The sequence below is a fragment of the Rhodobacter viridis genome (genome assembly GCF_003217355.1).
Classification (GTDB): domain Bacteria; phylum Pseudomonadota; class Alphaproteobacteria; order Rhodobacterales; family Rhodobacteraceae; genus Rhodobacter; species Rhodobacter viridis.
On the sequence record NZ_QJTK01000002.1, the window covers coordinates 410,818 to 426,777 of the forward strand.

The 15,960-nt window shown below is 65.5% G+C and carries 20 protein-coding genes and 1 tRNA gene; 10 read left to right on the forward strand and 11 right to left on the reverse strand.

Going from position 1 to position 15,960, the window contains the following annotated elements:
• Positions 1–37: 37 nt before the first annotated feature.
• From C8J30_RS05245 to C8J30_RS05260, 4 genes are read left to right on the forward strand one after another with little or no spacing between them, the layout of a single operon-like run.
• Positions 38–496 (forward strand): YbjN domain-containing protein, encoded by a 459-nt coding sequence (locus C8J30_RS05245; protein ID WP_181420778.1) that lies wholly within the window; start codon positions 38–40, stop codon positions 494–496.
• Positions 497–508: 12 nt separating this feature from the next.
• Positions 509–970, forward strand: coding sequence for a RidA family protein (locus C8J30_RS05250; RefSeq protein WP_110804662.1), 462 nt, complete (start codon positions 509–511; stop codon positions 968–970).
• Positions 967–1,725: a glycerophosphodiester phosphodiesterase family protein gene (locus C8J30_RS05255; protein ID WP_181420779.1), complete on the forward strand. Its 759-nt coding sequence runs from the start codon at positions 967–969 to the stop codon at positions 1,723–1,725. The genes C8J30_RS05250 and C8J30_RS05255 overlap by 4 nt, the downstream gene beginning before the upstream one ends.
• 52 nt (positions 1,726–1,777) lie before the next feature.
• Positions 1,778–2,947, forward strand: coding sequence for a GNAT family N-acetyltransferase (locus C8J30_RS05260; protein ID WP_110804664.1), 1,170 nt, complete (start codon positions 1,778–1,780; stop codon positions 2,945–2,947).
• Positions 2,948–3,088: 141 nt separating this feature from the next.
• Here the strand turns inward: C8J30_RS05260 and C8J30_RS05265 are convergent, their stop codons facing one another.
• Positions 3,089–3,577 carry a peroxiredoxin gene (locus tag C8J30_RS05265; protein ID WP_110804665.1) on the reverse strand — a complete coding sequence of 163 codons (489 nt, stop codon included), beginning with the start codon at positions 3,575–3,577 and terminating at the stop codon, positions 3,089–3,091.
• Positions 3,578–3,653: 76 nt separating this feature from the next.
• On the opposite strand from C8J30_RS05265, the gene C8J30_RS05270 reads away from it, so the two are divergent.
• From C8J30_RS05270 to C8J30_RS05280, 3 genes are read left to right on the forward strand one after another with little or no spacing between them, the layout of a single operon-like run.
• Positions 3,654–4,853 (forward strand): NAD(P)/FAD-dependent oxidoreductase, encoded by a 1,200-nt coding sequence (locus tag C8J30_RS05270; protein WP_110804666.1) that lies wholly within the window; start codon positions 3,654–3,656, stop codon positions 4,851–4,853.
• Entirely contained in the window at positions 4,850–5,413 is a 564-nt protein-coding gene (gene rsmD, locus C8J30_RS05275) for a 16S rRNA (guanine(966)-N(2))-methyltransferase RsmD (protein ID WP_110804667.1), read from the forward strand. The genes C8J30_RS05270 and rsmD overlap by 4 nt, the downstream gene beginning before the upstream one ends.
• Complete coding sequence (locus C8J30_RS05280; protein ID WP_110804668.1) at positions 5,410–6,066, forward strand: HAD family hydrolase; 657 nt, start codon at positions 5,410–5,412, stop codon at positions 6,064–6,066. Before rsmD ends, C8J30_RS05280 begins: the two co-directional genes overlap by 4 nt.
• Positions 6,067–6,152: 86 nt before the next feature.
• Here the strand turns inward: C8J30_RS05280 and ykgO are convergent, their stop codons facing one another.
• Positions 6,153–6,278: a type B 50S ribosomal protein L36 gene (gene ykgO / locus C8J30_RS05285; protein ID WP_013069105.1), complete on the reverse strand. Its 126-nt coding sequence runs from the start codon at positions 6,276–6,278 to the stop codon at positions 6,153–6,155.
• Between the two features lie 63 nt (positions 6,279–6,341).
• Positions 6,342–6,416: transfer RNA gene (locus tag C8J30_RS05290), tRNA-Val, on the reverse strand.
• Positions 6,417–6,573: 157 nt separating this feature from the next.
• Here C8J30_RS05290 and C8J30_RS05295 point away from each other — a divergent pair.
• Positions 6,574–7,437: an N-formylglutamate amidohydrolase gene (locus tag C8J30_RS05295; protein WP_110804669.1), complete on the forward strand. Its 864-nt coding sequence runs from the start codon at positions 6,574–6,576 to the stop codon at positions 7,435–7,437.
• On the opposite strand, the gene C8J30_RS05300 is transcribed toward C8J30_RS05295, so the two are convergent.
• Positions 7,438–8,700, reverse strand: coding sequence for a DNA polymerase IV (locus C8J30_RS05300; protein ID WP_110804670.1), 1,263 nt, complete (start codon positions 8,698–8,700; stop codon positions 7,438–7,440). It abuts the gene before it with no gap.
• Between the two features lie 174 nt (positions 8,701–8,874).
• Positions 8,875–11,490 (reverse strand): ATP-dependent chaperone ClpB, encoded by a 2,616-nt coding sequence (clpB, locus tag C8J30_RS05305; protein ID WP_110804671.1) that lies wholly within the window; start codon positions 11,488–11,490, stop codon positions 8,875–8,877.
• A 203-nt stretch (positions 11,491–11,693) separates the two neighbouring features.
• Here clpB and C8J30_RS05310 point away from each other — a divergent pair, with 203 nt between their 5' ends.
• Positions 11,694–11,897 (forward strand): hypothetical protein, encoded by a 204-nt coding sequence (locus C8J30_RS05310; RefSeq protein ID WP_110804672.1) that lies wholly within the window; start codon positions 11,694–11,696, stop codon positions 11,895–11,897.
• Between the two features lie 68 nt (positions 11,898–11,965).
• On the forward strand, positions 11,966–12,676 hold the full coding sequence (pyrF, locus tag C8J30_RS05315) for an orotidine-5'-phosphate decarboxylase (protein WP_110804673.1): 711 nt from the start codon (positions 11,966–11,968) through the stop codon (positions 12,674–12,676).
• A gap of 70 nt (positions 12,677–12,746) precedes the next feature.
• Here pyrF and C8J30_RS18550 read toward each other — a convergent pair whose 3' ends face one another.
• The 6 genes from C8J30_RS18550 to C8J30_RS05335 form a co-directional block, all read right to left on the reverse strand.
• Positions 12,747–12,902, reverse strand: a complete 156-nt coding sequence (locus tag C8J30_RS18550; RefSeq protein WP_181420780.1) for a hypothetical protein — start codon at positions 12,900–12,902, stop codon at positions 12,747–12,749.
• Between the two features lie 95 nt (positions 12,903–12,997).
• On the reverse strand, positions 12,998–13,270 hold the full coding sequence (locus C8J30_RS05320; RefSeq protein ID WP_110804674.1) for a hypothetical protein: 273 nt from the start codon (positions 13,268–13,270) through the stop codon (positions 12,998–13,000).
• Positions 13,271–13,272: 2 nt separating this feature from the next.
• Positions 13,273–14,157, reverse strand: coding sequence for an SPFH domain-containing protein (locus C8J30_RS05325; RefSeq protein WP_181420781.1), 885 nt, complete (start codon positions 14,155–14,157; stop codon positions 13,273–13,275).
• Positions 14,158–14,217: 60 nt separating this feature from the next.
• Entirely contained in the window at positions 14,218–14,373 is a 156-nt protein-coding gene (locus tag C8J30_RS18555; protein ID WP_181420782.1) for a hypothetical protein, read from the reverse strand.
• The gene (locus tag C8J30_RS05330; RefSeq protein WP_110804675.1) at positions 14,374–14,610 is read right to left on the reverse strand and encodes a GlsB/YeaQ/YmgE family stress response membrane protein; all 237 of its coding nucleotides are present in this window, start codon (positions 14,608–14,610) and stop codon (positions 14,374–14,376) included.
• A 72-nt stretch (positions 14,611–14,682) separates the two neighbouring features.
• Positions 14,683–15,861 carry a MalY/PatB family protein gene (locus tag C8J30_RS05335; RefSeq protein WP_110804676.1) on the reverse strand — a complete coding sequence of 393 codons (1,179 nt, stop codon included), beginning with the start codon at positions 15,859–15,861 and terminating at the stop codon, positions 14,683–14,685.
• Between the last annotated feature and the right edge of the window lie 99 nt (positions 15,862–15,960).

Sequence of the window (15,960 nt, forward strand, 5' to 3'; positions counted from 1 at the left end):
CCGGCAATCGGACAATCCTTGCCGAAAGGAGGCCCAGATGATCCGTCCGTTCGTCCCCGCTTTCGCTGCAATTCTGGCGGCTCTGCCTGCGCAGGCGCAGGTGATGGCCGATCCCGATGTCGTTGCCGCCTTCCTGCAGGACTACGGTCTGAAGGTCGATCCGGGCAGGGACGATCAGGGCGATCCGATGCTCTCGAGCGAGGTCGATGACACGAAATTCGACGTCTATTTCTATGGCTGCACGCAGACGCGCGACTGCACCTCGGTCGCGTTTTCGGCGGTGTTCCTGACCGAAGAGCCGATGAAATACGCGATGCTGAACGGCTGGAACAAGAACGCCCGCTTTGGCCGCGCCTATGTCGACGGCGACGGCAATGCGGTGATCGAATATGACGTGAACCTCGACAAGGATGGCGTGGGCGGAAAGAATTTCACCGACACCATCGACATCTGGCGCAGCTTGCTGGATGACTTCCGCAATCACATCAACTGGTAAGGCAAAGATCCCATGGCATCCGCAATCGAAGCCCGTCTGAGCGCGCTCAACATCACGCTTCCCGACGCCCCCGCCCCGGCGGCGAATTACGTGCCTTTCGTGCGCACCGGCAATCAGATCTTCGTCTCGGGTCAGGTTTCCTCGGGGCCGGACGGGTTCATCAAGGGCAAGCTGGGCGCTGACATGAGCGTCGAAGAGGGCGCCGCCGCCGCGCGGCGGTGCGGCCTCGCGCTGATCGCGCAGGCCCGGGCCGCGGTGGGCGATCTGGACAAGGTGAAGCGGGTGGTGAAGCTCGTGGGCTTCGTCAATTCCACGGTTGATTTCACCGACCAGCCCAAGGTGGTGAACGGCTGCTCGGACCTCATGGTCGAGGTCTTTGGCGAGGCAGGCCGTCATGCGCGCTCGGCCGTGTCTGCCGCTTCGCTGCCCTTCGGCGTCGCGGTCGAGATCGAGGCGATCTTCGAGGTGGAATGATGCATCCCCTGCCTGCGGCCTTCCTGACCCGCCCCATCGCGCATCGCGCGTTGCATGACCGGGCCGCCGGGCGGCCCGAGAACAGCCGCGCTGCGGTGCGGGCGGCGGTGGCCGCGGGCTACGGCATCGAGATCGACCTGCAACCCTCGGCCGATGGCGTGCCGATGGTGTTTCACGATTATGATCTGCGGCGGCTGACCGGGGTTCCCGGTCGGCTGCGCGGCCTGACGGCGGCGGAGCTGTCCGAGATCCCGCTTTTGGGCGGCGACGAGGGCATTCCGACCTTGGCCGAGGTCCTGGCGATCGTCGATGGCCAGGTGCCGCTGCTCATCGAGATCAAGGATCAGGATGGGGCGATGGGGCCGGATGTCGGCCCGCTTGAGACCGCCACCGCGCGGGTTCTGACGGGTTATGCCGGGCCGGTGGCGGTGATGTCCTTCAACCCGAATGCGGTGCTCGCCTTCCATCTGGAGGCGCCCGGGGTGCCGGTCGGCCTGACGACCTCGGCCTATCACGCCGATCACTGGCCGCTTCTGCCCGCGACTGTGCGGGCGCATCTGGCGGGCATTCCTGATTTCGAGCGGGTGGGGGCCTCGTTCATCTCGCATGAGGCCGCCGATCTGGGCTCGGCCCGGGTGGCCGAGCTGAAAGCCAAAGGGGCGGCGATCCTGTGCTGGACGATCCGCTCGCCCGAGGCCGAGGCCGACGCGCGGAAGATCGCGCAAAACATCACCTTCGAGGGCTACGCCGCTTGACCCTTTCCCCCGGCGCCCCATCCTTCTGGGAAATGGTGCGGGGGGCCCTTTTTTGGAAAGCGTTGAAGTTTCTGTTCTTGCAGCCCTTTCAACGATCCCGGCGGCAGACTGGGACGCCTGCGCCTGCCCCGAAACCGCCGAGGGCGGCCGCCCCTGCGACCCTTTCACCACGCATCGGTTCCTGAGCGCGCTTGAAGACTCGGGCTCGGTCGGACCCGGCACCGGCTGGACGCCGCATCATCTGGTGGCCCGGCATGCGGGCGCGGTGATCGCCGTCGCCCCCTTTTACCGCAAGAGCCATTCGCAGGGCGAATATGTCTTCGACCATGCCTGGGCCGAGGCCTGGCATCGGGCGGGCGGCAGTTATTATCCGAAGCTTCAGGGCGCCGTGCCCTTCACCCCGGTCACCGGGCGGCGGCTTCTGTGCCGTCCGGGGCAGGAGGACATCGGGCAGGCCGCGCTGTTGCAGGCGATGGCAGAGCTGACGCGGCGGGGCGGCCATTCCTCGGCGCATCTGACCTTTTGCTCTGAGGCCGAGGCCGAGGCGGCAACCTCCGAGGGCTGGCTGCATCGCATGGGCGTGCAGTTCCATTGGGAAAACCGCGGCTACGACAGCTACGAGGCGTTTCTGGCCACCCTTGCCTCGCGCAAGCGCAAGGCGTTGCGCAAGGAACGCGAGCGGGCGCAGGCTTTTGGCGGCACGATCCGGGCGCTGACCGGCGCGGCGATCGAGGAGCATCATTGGGAAGCGATGTGGGCCTTTTATCAGGACACCGGGGCGCGGAAATGGGGCCGCCCCTATCTGACCCGCGCCTTCTTTGACGCGGTGCATGCGATGCGCGACGAGGTGCTCTTGATCGTGGCCGAGCGGGATGGCCGGGCTGTGGCCGGGGCGCTCAATTTCATCGGGCGGGATACGCTTTACGGCCGCTATTGGGGCTGCCTCGAGGATCACGCCTTCCTGCATTTCGAACTGTGCTACCATCAGGCGGTCGACTGGGCGATTGCCGAAGGCTTCGCCCGGGTCGAGGCCGGGGCGCAGGGCGAACACAAGCTGGCGCGCGGCTATCTGCCCGTGGTGACGCATTCGGTGCATCACATCCCGCATCCCGGCTTCCGCCGCGCCGTCGCCGAGTATCTGGAACAGGAGCGCGCGGCGGTGGCCGAGGAAGCCGATGCACTGGCAGAGCTTGGCCCCTATCGGGAAGCAGGGCGTATTTAGTCCAAGAAAAAGCAGCGGGTTTTTCCTGGTCCAAATACGCAAATCCCCCCGGGTCGCGCGGGCCGCGGAAAGGGGCGTATTTTCGCCAAGAAGAAGACCAGTGTTTCTTCTTGGCCCAAATACGCCCTTGCCGCCTTGGTGTCAGAGCGCCGAAAGCAGGGCTTCGCCCGCCGAGATTTCACACACGCCCGGGCTTTCCTCGCGGTTCAGCACCTTCACGGTGCCGTCTTCGACGAGCATCGCATAGCGGGCCGAGCGATCGATCAGGCCCACGGGCGGCGCCGAAAACGCCATTCCGATCGCCTTGGTGAAGCTCGCTTCCGCATCGGCCAGCATCGTGATGCCGGCAGCCGTGGCCCCGGTCGCTTCGCCCCAGGCGGCCATCACGAAGGGGTCGTTGACAGAGACACAGACGATCTCGTCCACGCCCTTGGCGTCGAACTGCGGCTTGGTGCGGATGAAGCTCGGCACATGGGCGGTCGTGCAGACACCGGTGTAAGCGCCCGGAACGGCAAAGATCACCAACTTGCGCCCCTTGGTCAGCGCCGCCAGATCAACCGCTTCGGGGCCGTTGGCGCCGATCTTCAAAAGCGTTGCGCCGGGAAGTTTCTCCCCAACCGTAAGTGTCATTGCGTTCTCCCTTCGCTTGGCACGGGCTGTGCATCAGGGATATAGGGGCGGGACGTGACATGACCAGAGGAAGACCATGAGCGGCATCGTGATTGTGGGCGGCGGGCAGGCGGCGGCATCCTTGGCGGCGAAGGCGCGGGCCCTGGGATATGAGGGCGACGTGACCATTCTGGGCGAGGAACCGGTGGCCCCCTATCAGCGCCCGCCGCTGTCCAAGGCCTATCTTCTGGGCGAGATGCCGCTCGAACGGCTGACGCTGCGCGGTGACGACTGGTATGTGGCGAACCGGGTGACGTTGCGCGTGGGCACGAAGGTGACCGGCATCGACCGTGCCGCGAAGGCGGTGCTGATCGGCGACGAGCGGCTGAGCTATGACCATCTGGCGCTTTGTACCGGGGCGGTGCCGCGGCCCCTGCCGGTCGAGATGGGGGCCGAGGGGCTTGCGGGCATCTACACCCTGCGCGATCTCGCCGATACCGACGCGATGGCCGATGAATTCGTCGCCGGGCGCAATCTGGTCGTCGTGGGCGGCGGCTACATCGGGCTTGAGGCGGCGGCGGTGGCCAGCAAGCGTGGGCTGACCGCGAAACTCGTGCATACCCGGGCCCGCATCCTGCGCCGCGTCGCGGGGGTGGAAACCGCGAATGCGATCCGCGAGATGCACCGCGCGCATGGGGTCGAAATTCTGGAAGACATCGGCATCACCCGGGTCTTGGGTGAGGGTCGGGTGAGCGGCGTCGAACTGGCCGATGGCCGCATCCTGCCCGCCGATTTCATCGTCGTCGGCATCGGGGTCGATCCGCGCACCGATCTGGCCGAGGCTGCGGGACTTGTGATCGACGAGGGCATCGCAGTCGATGAACAAGGCCGCACCTCTGATCCGAACATCTGGGCGGCGGGCGATTGCGCCGCGCTGCCGGGGCCGGAAGGGCGGATGCGGATCGAATCGGTCGGCAATGCCATCGACATGGGCGAACTCGTGGCCGAGAACATGTTGGGCGCCCGGAAAACTTATCAGCCGAAACCCTGGTTCTGGTCGGATCAGTTTTCCTCGAAACTGCAGATCGCGGGGCTTTGCACCGGTCATGACAAAGTGGTGACCCGCACCACCGAGGGGCAGTCGTTTTGGTATTTCCGCAACGGGCACCTGATCGCCGTCGATGCGCTGGATGCGCCGCGCGCCTACATGATCGGCAAGCGGCTGATCGAGGGTGGCAAGTCGGTGACGCCCGAGCAGGTGGCCGAGGCGACCGATCTCAAGGCGCTGATGGCATGAGAATCATCGGCGGCGAGCGGCGGGGCCTGAAACTGACCGAGGTGGGCGAGGGCGACATGGGCGCGCATCTGCGCCCCACCACCGACCGGGTGCGCGAGAGCATCTTCAACCTTCTGATCAACGGCACCCATGGCAACCCGATCCCGGGGGCGCGGGTGCTGGATTTGTTTGCGGGCACTGGCGCGCTGGGGCTCGAGGCTCTGTCCCGCGGCGCGGCCCGGGTGGCCTTTGTCGATGACGGCACGGCGGCACGGGTGCTTTTGCGCAAGAATGTCGAGCTGATGCGGGCGATGGGCGTGACCGACATCTGGCGCCGTGATGCGACAAACATGGGGCCCTGCCGCGGTGCGGGCTATGGGCTGATTTTCCTCGATCCGCCCTATGGCATGGGGCTGGGGGAGAAGGCGCTTGCCTCCTGTCTGGCGCATGGCTGGATCGCCCCCGGTGCAATGGTGGTGTGGGAGGAAAACACGGCCCCCATCGTTCCCGAGCCGCTCGAGCAGATCGACCAGCGCCGCTATGGCGAGACGATCGTGACCCTCGCCCGGATGCCGGCATGAGCGTGAAAGCCGTTCTGTTCGACTGCGACGGCGTGCTGGTCGACAGCGAACCGATGACCTTTCTGGCGCTGCAGGACGATCTGGCGGACCACGGGTTGCCTCTGACGATTCCGCAGATGGAAAAGATGTTCCTCGGCGGCACGCTGGAGCGCGTGCGGCAGGTGGCCAACGACATGGGCGCTGGGCTGGCGCCCGCTTGGTGCGATTCCTTCTATGCCCGGCTTTACGCGATGCTGCGCGCGCGTGCCGAGTTGATGCCGGGGGTCGAATCGCTGCTGGATCGGCTTGACGATGCGGGGATTCCCTATGCCGTCGGCTCGAACGGGCGACGCGCGAAGATGGAGGCGAGCCTTGGCCGCCATCCGGCGCTGTGGGCACGGCTCTCGGATCGGCTCTTTTCCGGGCAGGATCTGGGCTGTCCGAAACCGGCCCCCGATCTTTACCTGCACGCGGCAGCGTTCCTTGGGGTGGCGCCTGCGGAATGCGTGGTTGTCGAGGACAGTGGCCCCGGCGCGCAGGCGGCACGGGCGGCCGGAATGCGCTGCCTTGGCTATGCGCCGCACGGCGGGGCCGAGGCGCTGCTGGCTGCCGGGGCCGAGATCTTCACCGATCTGCATGAGATTCCGAAGCTGATCGGCCTTGCCCAAGGCTGATCGCACAGCCTCAAGGGAATCGCAGGGCGCAAAGAAAAAGACCGCCGAGTTTCCTCAGCGGCCTTTTGAACTGCTCGAAGGCGGCTTCAGCCCTGACGGGCCTTGAAGCGCTTCTGCGTCTTGTTGATCACGTAGACGCGGCCTTTACGGCGCACGATCTGGCAATCGCGATGACGCTGCTTGAGCGAGCGGAGCGAGTTGCGGACCTTCATCGGTCTTCTCCTGTTCGCGGCGACGTGCGCCTTGAAAACGAATGCCCCCGAAGGGGCGGTGAATGGTGGGCGGTACTGGGATCGAACCAGTGACCCCTACGATGTCAACGTAGTGCTCTACCGCTGAGCTAACCGCCCGGAAACTTTCGCCGTTTGCCGCTGCATTCTTTCCCGAAGCAAAGAACGTGGCCGCAACCGCGTCGGTCTGGGGGTCTATAAAAGGAGTCGTTCCGGCTTTCAAGGCCCTTTTGGCACGAAAAGAAATCGGTGTACTCTTTCTTCCGAAGGAGCCCCCATGCCCGAGTGTCCCGCATCGATCCAGCCCTACCGGCTGCAGCTGCCCGAGACCGTGACCTCGGGGGTGATCTTTGCGTCGCCGCATTCGGGCCGGTTCTATCCGGCCGACTTCACCCGCCGTGCCCAGCTTGACCTGCTCAGGCTGCGTTCCTCCGAGGATGCCTTTGTAGACAGGCTTCTGACAGAGGTTCCGCTGCTGGGGGCGACGCTGCTCGAGGCGGTTTATCCGCGCGCCTATGTCGATCTGAACCGTGCCGAAGACGAGCTCGATCCGGCCCTGATCGAGGGGGTGGCCCGCGGGTCGGGGGGCGCGCGGGTCGCAACGGGGCTCGGTGTGATTCCCCGTGTCGTCGCCGGGGGGCGGGAAATTTTCCGCGGCAAGATCTCCCGCGCCGAGGCCGAAGACCGGCTGGCGCGAATCTGGCGGCCCTATCACAGTCAGTTGAGCGCCCTGCTGCAGGACCGGCGGGCCCGATTCGGCCGCGCGATTCTCTTCGACGTCCATTCGATGCCAAGCGAGGCCGCCAGCCTGCGCGGTCAGGGGCCGGATATCGTGCTGGGCGACCGCTTCGGCGCCTCGGCCCGGTCGGAGACGATTCTGGCCGTCGAACAGGCGTTCCGCCGCGCAGGGCTCCGCGTGGCGCGCAACAGCCCCTTTGCGGGCGCCTATATCGTGCAGCGCTACGGCCGGCCCGCCGAAGGGCTGGAGGTGGTGCAGGTCGAGATCGCCCGGGCGCTCTACATGGACGAGGACTTCATCGAGCCGCTGGCCCAGTTCGATCGATTCGCGCGCCGGATCGGGGCAGTCTTTGCGGAACTCGCCGATCTTGTGCGCGGCGACGCGCGGATGGCGGCGGAATAGTCAGCCTTTGGTCAGGCCACGGCCCAGCCGGATCGCATCTGACCCGAATTTCGCCCGGATCGCATCGGCCGCCCGCTCGGCCGCCGCGCGCGTCGTCGCCTGCGGATCGAGCAGATCGCCCACCGGATCGCGGCCGCCCGCCGGACCAAGGTCGGAATAGGCTGCGCCGATCAGCCGGAACGGCCCCGGCTCGGGCAGGGCCATCAGCAGCGCCTGCGTCGCGCGAAAGAGCGTGTCGGCCAGTTGCGAGGGTTCCTCAAGCTTCACCTGACGGCTGAGCGCGGAGAAATCCGCCCGCCGCAGCTTCAGCACCGCCGTGCGGCCTTCAAGCCCCTTCGCCTTCATCCGCGCGGCGGCCTTTTCGCACATCGTCCAAAGAATGTCCTGCAACCGGTCGCGGTCGGCGATGTCGGTGTCGAAGGTGGTCTCGTGCGAGACCGACTTGATCTCGGCATCGGGCACGACGCGGCGCCGGTCGATGCCCTGCGCCAGGTCGTAAAGCCGCAGGCCCGTCGCGCCGAACCGGCTTTCGAGCGCGCCCTGACCGGCGCGGCGGATATCGGCCAGACTGCGCAAGCCCGCCCGGGCCAGCGCCGCCCGCGTCGCCTCGCCCACGCCCCAGAGGATCGAAGCGGGCTTGTCGCGCAGGAACTCCGCGGTCTCGGCCACGCCGATCACCGAAAACCCGCGCGGCTTGTCGAGGTCCGAGGCGATCTTCGCCAGAAACTTGTTGTGCGACAGCCCGACCGAGGCGGTGACGCCGATCTCGGTCTCGATCTCGCGGATCACCCGGGCAAGACTGACCGCAGGGGGCGCATGGTGCAGACGGGCGGTGCCGGTCAGGTCCAGAAACGCCTCGTCAAGCGAGAGCGGTTCGACCAGCGGCGTCAGCGTGGCGAATTTCGCCCGGATCAGCGCCGAGACCTCGGCATAGCGATCCTTGCGCGGACGCAGCACGACTGCCTCGGGGCAAAGCTTCATCGCCTGAAACATCGGCATGGCAGAGCGGACCCCGGCGATGCGGGCGATATAGCAGCAGGTGGTGACGACCCCGCGCGTGCCGCCACCGACGATCAGCGGCTTGTCGGCAAGGCTCGGGTCGTCGCGCTTTTCGACCGACGCATAGAAGCTGTCGCAATCGATATGGGCGACGGAGAGGGTGAAAAGCTCGGGGTGACGCAGCATCCGCGGCCGCCCGCAGCGCGGACAGCGTGCAGGAGAGGTGTCGAAGGTCGCAAGGCAATCACGGCAGAGCGCGGGCATGGTGATCGATCCTAACGCAGGACCCGGCCGTAGGGGAGGGGGCGCTGCCCCCTCTTTTGGCTGCGCCAAAATTCACCCCCGGGATATTTGAAGCAAGATGAAGGGCCATGCTCTCACCTTGCTGCAAATATCTCGGGGGGGGCGAAGCGGGGGGCAGAGCCCCCCACCTCCCTGTCAGTTCAGCACCCGGGCTTCGGTCTGGGCGCGGTGGCTGGCCGAGACCCGCCCGCCCACCACCAGCCCGTCGAGACCGGCGGTCACCTTGACCTCGTCGCCGTCCTTCACTTCGCCCGCGAGGATCAGTTCCGCCAGCGGGTCTTGCAACGCGCGCTGGATCACCCGTTTCAGCGGCCGCGCGCCGAAGACCGGATCGTAGCCCTCGTCGGCGAGCCATTTCAGCGCCGCCTCGTCGAGCGCGAGGCTGATCTTCCGCGCCGCGAGACGTTTTTCGAGCCGCTTGAGCTGGATCGTCACGATCCCGTCCATGTTGTCGCGCGTCAGCCGGTCGAAGATCACCATCTCGTCCAGACGGTTCAGGAATTCGGGGCGGAAATGCATCCGCACCGCCTCCATTACCTCGGACTTGGCCTCGGCGGCATCCGACCCCTCGGGAAGGCGGCTGAGTGCCTGGCTGCCAAGGTTCGAAGTCAGCACGATCAGCGTCTGCTTGAAATCGACGGTGCGGCCCTGGCCATCGGTCAGCATGCCGTCGTCAAGCACTTGCAGCAGCACGTTGAAGACATCGGGATGCGCCTTTTCCACCTCGTCGAACAGAACCACCTGATAGGGGCGGCGCCGCACGGCTTCGGTCAGCACGCCGCCCTCATCGTAGCCGACATAGCCGGGCGGGGCGCCGATCAGCCGGGCCACGGAGTGCTTCTCCATGAATTCCGACATGTCGATCCGCACCATCGCGGCATCGTCGTCAAACAGATAATTGGCGACGGCCTTCGTCAGTTCGGTCTTGCCGACCCCGGTCGGGCCGAGGAACAGGAACGAGCCCAAGGGCCGCCCCTCGTCGTTCAGCCCGGCGCGGGCGCGGCGCACGGCATTGGCCACCGCAGTGATGGCGGCATCCTGCCCGATCACCCGGTTGTGGAGCTCGTCCTCCATCTTCAAGAGCTTCTCGCGCTCGCCTTCGAGCATCTTCGAGGTCGGAATGCCGGTCCAGCGTTCCACCACTTCGGCGATCTGCTCGGGGCGGACGGCCTCTTCGACCATCTTGCCCTCGGCCACCGTCTCGGCTTCGGCCAGCACCTTTTCCAGTTCCGGGATCTTGCCGTATTGCAGCTCGCCCGCCTTGGCGAAGTTCCCCTCGCGCTTGGCCTGTTCCAGCGCCGCCCGCGCTTGGTCCAGCTGTTCCTTGACCGAGCGCGAGGCCTCGAGCATGTCGCGTTCCGACTGCCATTTGGCGGTCATCACGGCGGAACGCTCCATCACCTCGGCCAGATCCTTTTCCAGCTTCTCGAGCCGATCTTTCGACGCCGCATCTTCCTCGCGTTTCAGCGCCTCGGCCTCGATCTGCATCTGCAGGATTTGACGGTCGAGCGCGTCAAGTTCTTCGGGCTTGCTGTCCACTTCCATCCGCAGACGGCTTGCCGCCTCGTCCACAAGGTCGATCGCCTTGTCGGGCAGGAAGCGGTCGGTGATGTAGCGGTGCGACAGCGTCGCCGCCGCCACCAGCGCCGAATCGGAAATCTTCACGCCGTGGTGGAGTTCGTATTTCTCCTTGATCCCGCGCAGGATCGAGATCGTGTCCTCGACCGTCGGCTCGCTCACCATCACCGGCTGGAACCGCCGCGCGAGGGCTGCGTCCTTCTCCACATATTTGCGGTATTCGTCGAGCGTGGTGGCGCCGACGCAATGCAATTCGCCCCGCGCAAGCGCCGGTTTGATCAGGTTCGCCGCATCCATCGCGCCTTCGGATTTGCCCGCGCCGACCAGCGTGTGCATCTCGTCGATGAAAAGGATGATCTCGCCCGCCGCGGCCTCGATTTCCTTCAGGATCGCCTTCAGCCGTTCCTCGAATTCGCCACGGTATTTCGCCCCGGCAATCAGCGCGCCCATGTCGAGCGCCAGAAGCTTCTTGTTGCGCAGGCTTTCGGGCACGTCGCCGTTGATGATGCGCAAAGCCAGCCCCTCGGCGATGGCGGTTTTCCCCACGCCGGGTTCGCCGATCAGCACCGGGTTGTTCTTGGTGCGCCGCGACAGCACCTGCATCGTGCGGCGGATCTCGTCATCGCGCCCGATGATCGGGTCGATCTTGCCTTCTTCCGCCGCCGCGGTCAGGTCGCGCGCATATTTCTTCAGCGCATCATAGCCTTGCTCGGCATTGGCGCTGTCGGCGGTGCGGCCCTTGCGGATGTCGTTGATGGCGGTGTTCAGCTTCTGCGCGGTCACCGCGCCGGCATCCAGCGCGTCCTTGGCCTTGGTGTTCACCATGGCGAGCGCCATCAGCATCCGCTCGACCGGAACGAAGCTGTCGCCCGCTTTCGTTGCCAGTTTCTCGGCCTCGTCGAGCACGCGCACCAGCGCCTGTTCGACATAGACCTGCCCGTCGCCGCCCGAGACTTTCGGCAGCTTCGAGACGTAAAGATCGACGGTTTCCTGCACCCGGGCGGGCTCGCCCCCGGCGCGCTTGATCATATTGGCCGACAGCCCCTGATCGTCATCCATCAGCGCTTTCAGAAGATGCTCGGGCACAACCCGCTGATGGCCCTCGCGCATCGCGATCGTCTGCGCCGCCTGCAGGAAGCCGCGCGACCGTTCCGTGAACTTTTCCATGTTCATCGGGTTTCTCCTCAATCAAGCCCCCAAGGCCTTGGCGCCCACCATGGCACGCCGTTCCCGGGTCTTGCCCAGAAAGTGGTCGAGCGTTTTGGCCGGTTCAAGAGGGGTCCGGGGTGATGAAAAAAATTTCGCTGGGGCGATCTTGGAAACCATTCGCCAAGACTTCACGTTCATCCTGAAAGCTCCATAGGCGAGGTCACCCCATGCACCAGGTTGCCGTCCGCATCGCGCATCTGATCTACAACGCCGCGCTTCGTCAGTTCGAAGCGGTGGTGGAGTTCTTCTCTCCCGGACTGCCGCAGCCGATGCGGGTGCCGGTCCGGGTTCCGGCCGCGCCCGACATGGGGCACCGGCGTCTGGTCCGGGCGCTGACCCATGAAGCCCGGCGGCGCGGCGGGATCTACTGATCCAATTCGCTTGACCGCTTCCGGCATCAGGGGCAAAACCCCGGCGTTTGCACCGCTGGAGGGCTGCCATGACCGATCTTCTTCCCGCCGATGATCGCCTGATCGTTGCGATGGATGTGCCGAATGCCCTTGCGGGGCTGGAACTGGCCGAAAAGCTGGGTGACAGCGTCAGCTTCTACAAGATCGGCCTTGGCATGCTGACGGGCGGTGGTCTGGCGCTGGCGAACGAGCTCAAGGACGAGCACGGCAAGAAGATCTTCCTCGACATGAAGCTCTTCGATATCGGGGCGACGGTCGAAGCGGCGGTGCGGGGCCTTGCGCAATTCGATCTCGATTTCCTGACCGTGCATGGCGACCCCCATGTGGTGCGGGCGGCGAAACAGGGGGCTGCGGGCAAGGATCTGAAAATCCTTGCCGTCACCATCCTGACCTCGCTCGACCGGGGCGATCTCGATGCCGCGCTGATCCGCGATGGTGCCGTCGCCGATCTGGTGGTGGAGCGGGCCGGTCGGGCCTTTCTGTCCGGGGCAGATGGCGTCATCGCAAGTCCTCAGGAAGCGGCGCTGATCCGGGCACTGCCCGAGGCGGCGGGCAAGCTCATCGTCACCCCGGGCGTGCGTCCGGCGGGGGCCGCGCTTGGCGATCAGAAGCGGGTCGAAACCCCGGCTTCGGCGCTGAAGGCCGGGGCCGATCATCTGGTCGTCGGTCGTCCGATCTGGCAGGCCGCCGATCCGCAGGCGGCGGCGCAGGCGATCCTGCGCGAGATCGCCGAGATCTGACATCCTGTCGCTGAAAACGAAAACGGCGGCTCCGACCGAGCCGCCGTTTTCGTGCATGATGTGACAAACGTCACTGATGGGTGGAGGCTTCCGCCGCCCCGGCCCCGATCCCCAGACCCATCGGCTGGGCTACCGACAGCCAGACGACAAGGCCAACCAGACAAACGGTAACGCTAACAAGGAAGTACTTGAAGCTTTTCGCTTCTTTCGGGAAATCATCGTACATTTCTTCTCTCCTGATCTGCCACCTGCGTCTCTACGCCGCAGCGGCCGAGTCGTCCATAACCTAGATCAATTCCAGTTCTGGAATGTGAGAGATTTTCAGTTTTCGTTGATATCCCGATCCCAGATCCGCGTCTGACCGGCGCGGACGCCGACCAATTTGCGCGCGATCAGCCAGACCGCCAGCGCCGCCACCGTCATCACCAGAATCAGCGCGGGCAGCGATCCGCCAAGGACACCAAGCCAGAGCAGCCCGGCCACCAGAAGCGCCCCGGCGGCAAAGCCGAGCAGAAGGAAGATGGGCAGCAGCATCTCTGCCGCGCCCAGCACGGCCGCCGCCACCACCCAGGCCCAGGGTTCCTGCCACCACATGATCACTTCTTCCACATCTTGAAGGCTTCGCCAAAGGCCTCGAGCGCCGAGGTGGGCATCAGCAGCGTCTGCTTGCCATTGCCCGAGGCGACCTTGGTCAGGGCCTCGACCTGTTTCAGCGCCACCTGATATTGCGCGGCCTCGATGCCGCTTTTGGCGATCGCCTCGGCGATGACCGAGGTGGCATAGGCTTCCGCCTCGGCGGTGACGCGTTTTGCCTTCGCGGCCTGTTCGGCGGCGTAAAGATCGGCTTCGGCGGCAAGTTCGACCGAGCGTTTGCGCCCCTCTGCCTCCATCACCTGCGCGCGCCGGGCGCGTTCGGCGTTCAGCTGCTGCAGCATCGCAGCACGGGTGGCCTCGTCCAGATTCACGTCCAGAATCTCGGTCCGCGTCACCTCGATCCCCCAGTCATCGACCACATTCGCCACGTTGTCGCGAATATGGGTGATCAGCTGCGAGCGGTTCGACTGCACGGTGTCGAGTTCCATCTGCCCGATCTGCGAGCGCACGATCCCGGCGACGGTGGTGGCGATGGCGGCATCGATGTCGCGGATCCGGTAGACGGTCTTTTCCGGCTCGATCACGCGGTAAAAGACCGAGGTATCGACCTGCACCAGCACGTTGTCGGCGGTGATCGCATCCTGCCGCGTCGTCGGCAGCTGGCGTTCCAGCACCGAGACCTTGTGCGCCACGCGGTCAAGGAAGGGGACGATGAAGTTGATGCCCGGCCCCAGCACGGCGCGCAGGCGGCCAAAGCGCTCGACCACATGCTTTTCGGACTGCGGAACGATCCGCACGCCAAGGAAAACGCAGAGAATCAGGAAGAAGGCGACGGCGAGCATGATCGCATTGCCGCCGATGAAATCGCCGGGAGTGATGGGGTCCATGGGAGCCTCCGGTTTGAAACTGGCTCCAATATGGGCGGTCCGGGGCGGGCTGGGAAGGGCTCAGTGCTCGGGGACGAGTTTGAGGCCGACCAGCACGGCGACGACGACCACGGCCCAGCCACCCGGGCGGCTCATCAGCCAGATGCCGAGCGCCAGAAGCGCCCAGATCAGCCGCAGCGATGCCGTGCCCGCAAAGCCGAGGAAGGGGCCCCACATCTAGCGGCGCCCCCAGGTCTGCCACACCCAGATCAGCGCCATCGCGCCAAGGACGGCGCCGACGAAGCCCGCCATCATCCCCATGATCGAAATCAGGAAGCGCAGCAGAAACCCCCCGATCAGCGCGCCAAAGACGCCAAGCGCGATCGTCGTGGGAATGTCGGTGTTCACTTTCATCAGCCGCGTCGCCAGGTAGCCGGCGGCGGTGCCGATGATCAGAAAGGTGATGATGGGCATGGGGGCCTCCCGTTCACGCCCGCCGAATATGGGGGTGGGCGGGGCGGTTGGGAAGGCCCGCAATGTCGCGGTTTACTGCAGATCGGCGAAGGCCGCTTTCAGTCGGTTTGCGGCGTCCACCACCCGCGCCCGCGGCGTCGCAAGGTTGAAGCGCAGACAACCGTCGCCGCCCAGCCCGAAGGTGGCGCCATGGTTGGCGGCGATCTTCGCGGTCTTTTCCACACGCGCGATGAATTCGGGAGCGGCCATGCCGGTGCCGGAGAAATCGACCCAGGCGAGATAGGTCGCCTCGAGCGGCATCGATTTGACGCCCGGGATGGTGTTCACGATCGCATCGAAGGCCTGCCGGTTGCCGTCCAGATAGGTGTTCAGCGCATCGACCCAGGCCGCGCCCTCGGGCGAATAGGCGGCGGTGGCCATGGCGATGCCGAAGCTGTTCGGCGAAATGCCCATCGCGGCCATGGTGGCCCCGAACCGCGCCCGCAGCGCCGGATCGGCGATGATCACATTGCCCGAATGCGCGCCCGCGATGTTGAAGGTCTTGGTCGTCGCCGTCATCATCACCACCGGCTGATCGGGGGCGGCCACGGCCATCGGAATGTGGGTGTGGCCGGGCATCACCAGATCGTGGTGGATCTCGTCCGAGACAAGGATCAGATTGTGGCGCTGGGCAAATTCGGCGGTGGCTTTCAGCTCGGCCGCGGTCCAGACCCGCCCGCCCGGATTGTGCGGCGAGCACAGGATCAGCATCTTCGCCGTCCCGTCCATCTGCGCGTCCCAGGCGTCGAAATCCATTTCATAGCGGCCTTCGACCGTCTTCAGCGCGCATTCGACGACCTTGCGCCCCGAGGCGCGGATGACACGGGCAAAGGCGTGATAGACCGGCGTCATCAGAACGACGCCATCGCCGGGTTGAGTGAAGGCCTGCAGGCAGAGCGACGTGCCGTTCACCAGCCCATGCGTGGTGAAGATCCACTCGGGCGCGATCGTCCAGCCGTGCCGATTGGCCATCCACCACTGAATCGCGGCGGTGTAGGCGCGCTCGTCGCCCCAATAGCCGTAGACGCCCTGGCGCATCAGCGTTGTCAGCGCGTCCTGCACCGCTTGCGGCGGGCGGAAATCCATGTCCGCCACCCACATCGCGATGCCTTCCTGCGGGGAAACGCCGTACAGGCTTTCCATGCAGTCCCATTTCACCGAATGGGTGCCGATGCGGTCGATGACTTCGTCGAAGTCGGGAAGGCGGGTCATGGCAGGCTCCTGGGTGTATCGCAGGTTTTGGGGTATCGTTCTTGATGTGATTGATATTCCGGTCCAACGTTCCAGTGAAGATCAAAAAACTGGAACATC

What these genes read in the sequence shown, in the direction of transcription:
- C8J30_RS05245 (WP_181420778.1), top strand. Translation starts at nt 38, where the DNA reads ATGATCCGTCCGTTCGTCCCCGCTTTCGCTGCAATTCTGGCGGCTCTG.
- C8J30_RS05250 (WP_110804662.1), top strand. Translation starts at nt 509, where the DNA reads ATGGCATCCGCAATCGAAGCCCGTCTGAGCGCGCTCAACATCACGCTT.
- C8J30_RS05255 (WP_181420779.1), top strand. Translation starts at nt 967, where the DNA reads ATGATGCATCCCCTGCCTGCGGCCTTCCTGACCCGCCCCATCGCGCAT.
- C8J30_RS05265 (WP_110804665.1), bottom strand. Translation starts at nt 3,577, where the DNA reads ATGACACTTACGGTTGGGGAGAAACTTCCCGGCGCAACGCTTTTGAAG.
- C8J30_RS05270 (WP_110804666.1), top strand. Translation starts at nt 3,654, where the DNA reads ATGAGCGGCATCGTGATTGTGGGCGGCGGGCAGGCGGCGGCATCCTTG.
- rsmD (WP_110804667.1), top strand. Translation starts at nt 4,850, where the DNA reads ATGAGAATCATCGGCGGCGAGCGGCGGGGCCTGAAACTGACCGAGGTG.
- C8J30_RS05280 (WP_110804668.1), top strand. Translation starts at nt 5,410, where the DNA reads ATGAGCGTGAAAGCCGTTCTGTTCGACTGCGACGGCGTGCTGGTCGAC.
- ykgO (WP_013069105.1), bottom strand. Translation starts at nt 6,278, where the DNA reads ATGAAGGTCCGCAACTCGCTCCGCTCGCTCAAGCAGCGTCATCGCGAT.
- C8J30_RS05295 (WP_110804669.1), top strand. Translation starts at nt 6,574, where the DNA reads ATGCCCGAGTGTCCCGCATCGATCCAGCCCTACCGGCTGCAGCTGCCC.
- C8J30_RS05300 (WP_110804670.1), bottom strand. Translation starts at nt 8,700, where the DNA reads ATGCCCGCGCTCTGCCGTGATTGCCTTGCGACCTTCGACACCTCTCCT.
- clpB (WP_110804671.1), bottom strand. Translation starts at nt 11,490, where the DNA reads ATGAACATGGAAAAGTTCACGGAACGGTCGCGCGGCTTCCTGCAGGCG.
- C8J30_RS05310 (WP_110804672.1), top strand. Translation starts at nt 11,694, where the DNA reads ATGCACCAGGTTGCCGTCCGCATCGCGCATCTGATCTACAACGCCGCG.
- pyrF (WP_110804673.1), top strand. Translation starts at nt 11,966, where the DNA reads ATGACCGATCTTCTTCCCGCCGATGATCGCCTGATCGTTGCGATGGAT.
- C8J30_RS18550 (WP_181420780.1), bottom strand. Translation starts at nt 12,902, where the DNA reads ATGTACGATGATTTCCCGAAAGAAGCGAAAAGCTTCAAGTACTTCCTT.
- C8J30_RS05320 (WP_110804674.1), bottom strand. Translation starts at nt 13,270, where the DNA reads ATGTGGTGGCAGGAACCCTGGGCCTGGGTGGTGGCGGCGGCCGTGCTG.
- C8J30_RS05325 (WP_181420781.1), bottom strand. Translation starts at nt 14,157, where the DNA reads ATGGACCCCATCACTCCCGGCGATTTCATCGGCGGCAATGCGATCATG.
- C8J30_RS18555 (WP_181420782.1), bottom strand. Translation starts at nt 14,373, where the DNA reads ATGTGGGGCCCCTTCCTCGGCTTTGCGGGCACGGCATCGCTGCGGCTG.
- C8J30_RS05330 (WP_110804675.1), bottom strand. Translation starts at nt 14,610, where the DNA reads ATGCCCATCATCACCTTTCTGATCATCGGCACCGCCGCCGGCTACCTG.
- C8J30_RS05335 (WP_110804676.1), bottom strand. Translation starts at nt 15,861, where the DNA reads ATGACCCGCCTTCCCGACTTCGACGAAGTCATCGACCGCATCGGCACC.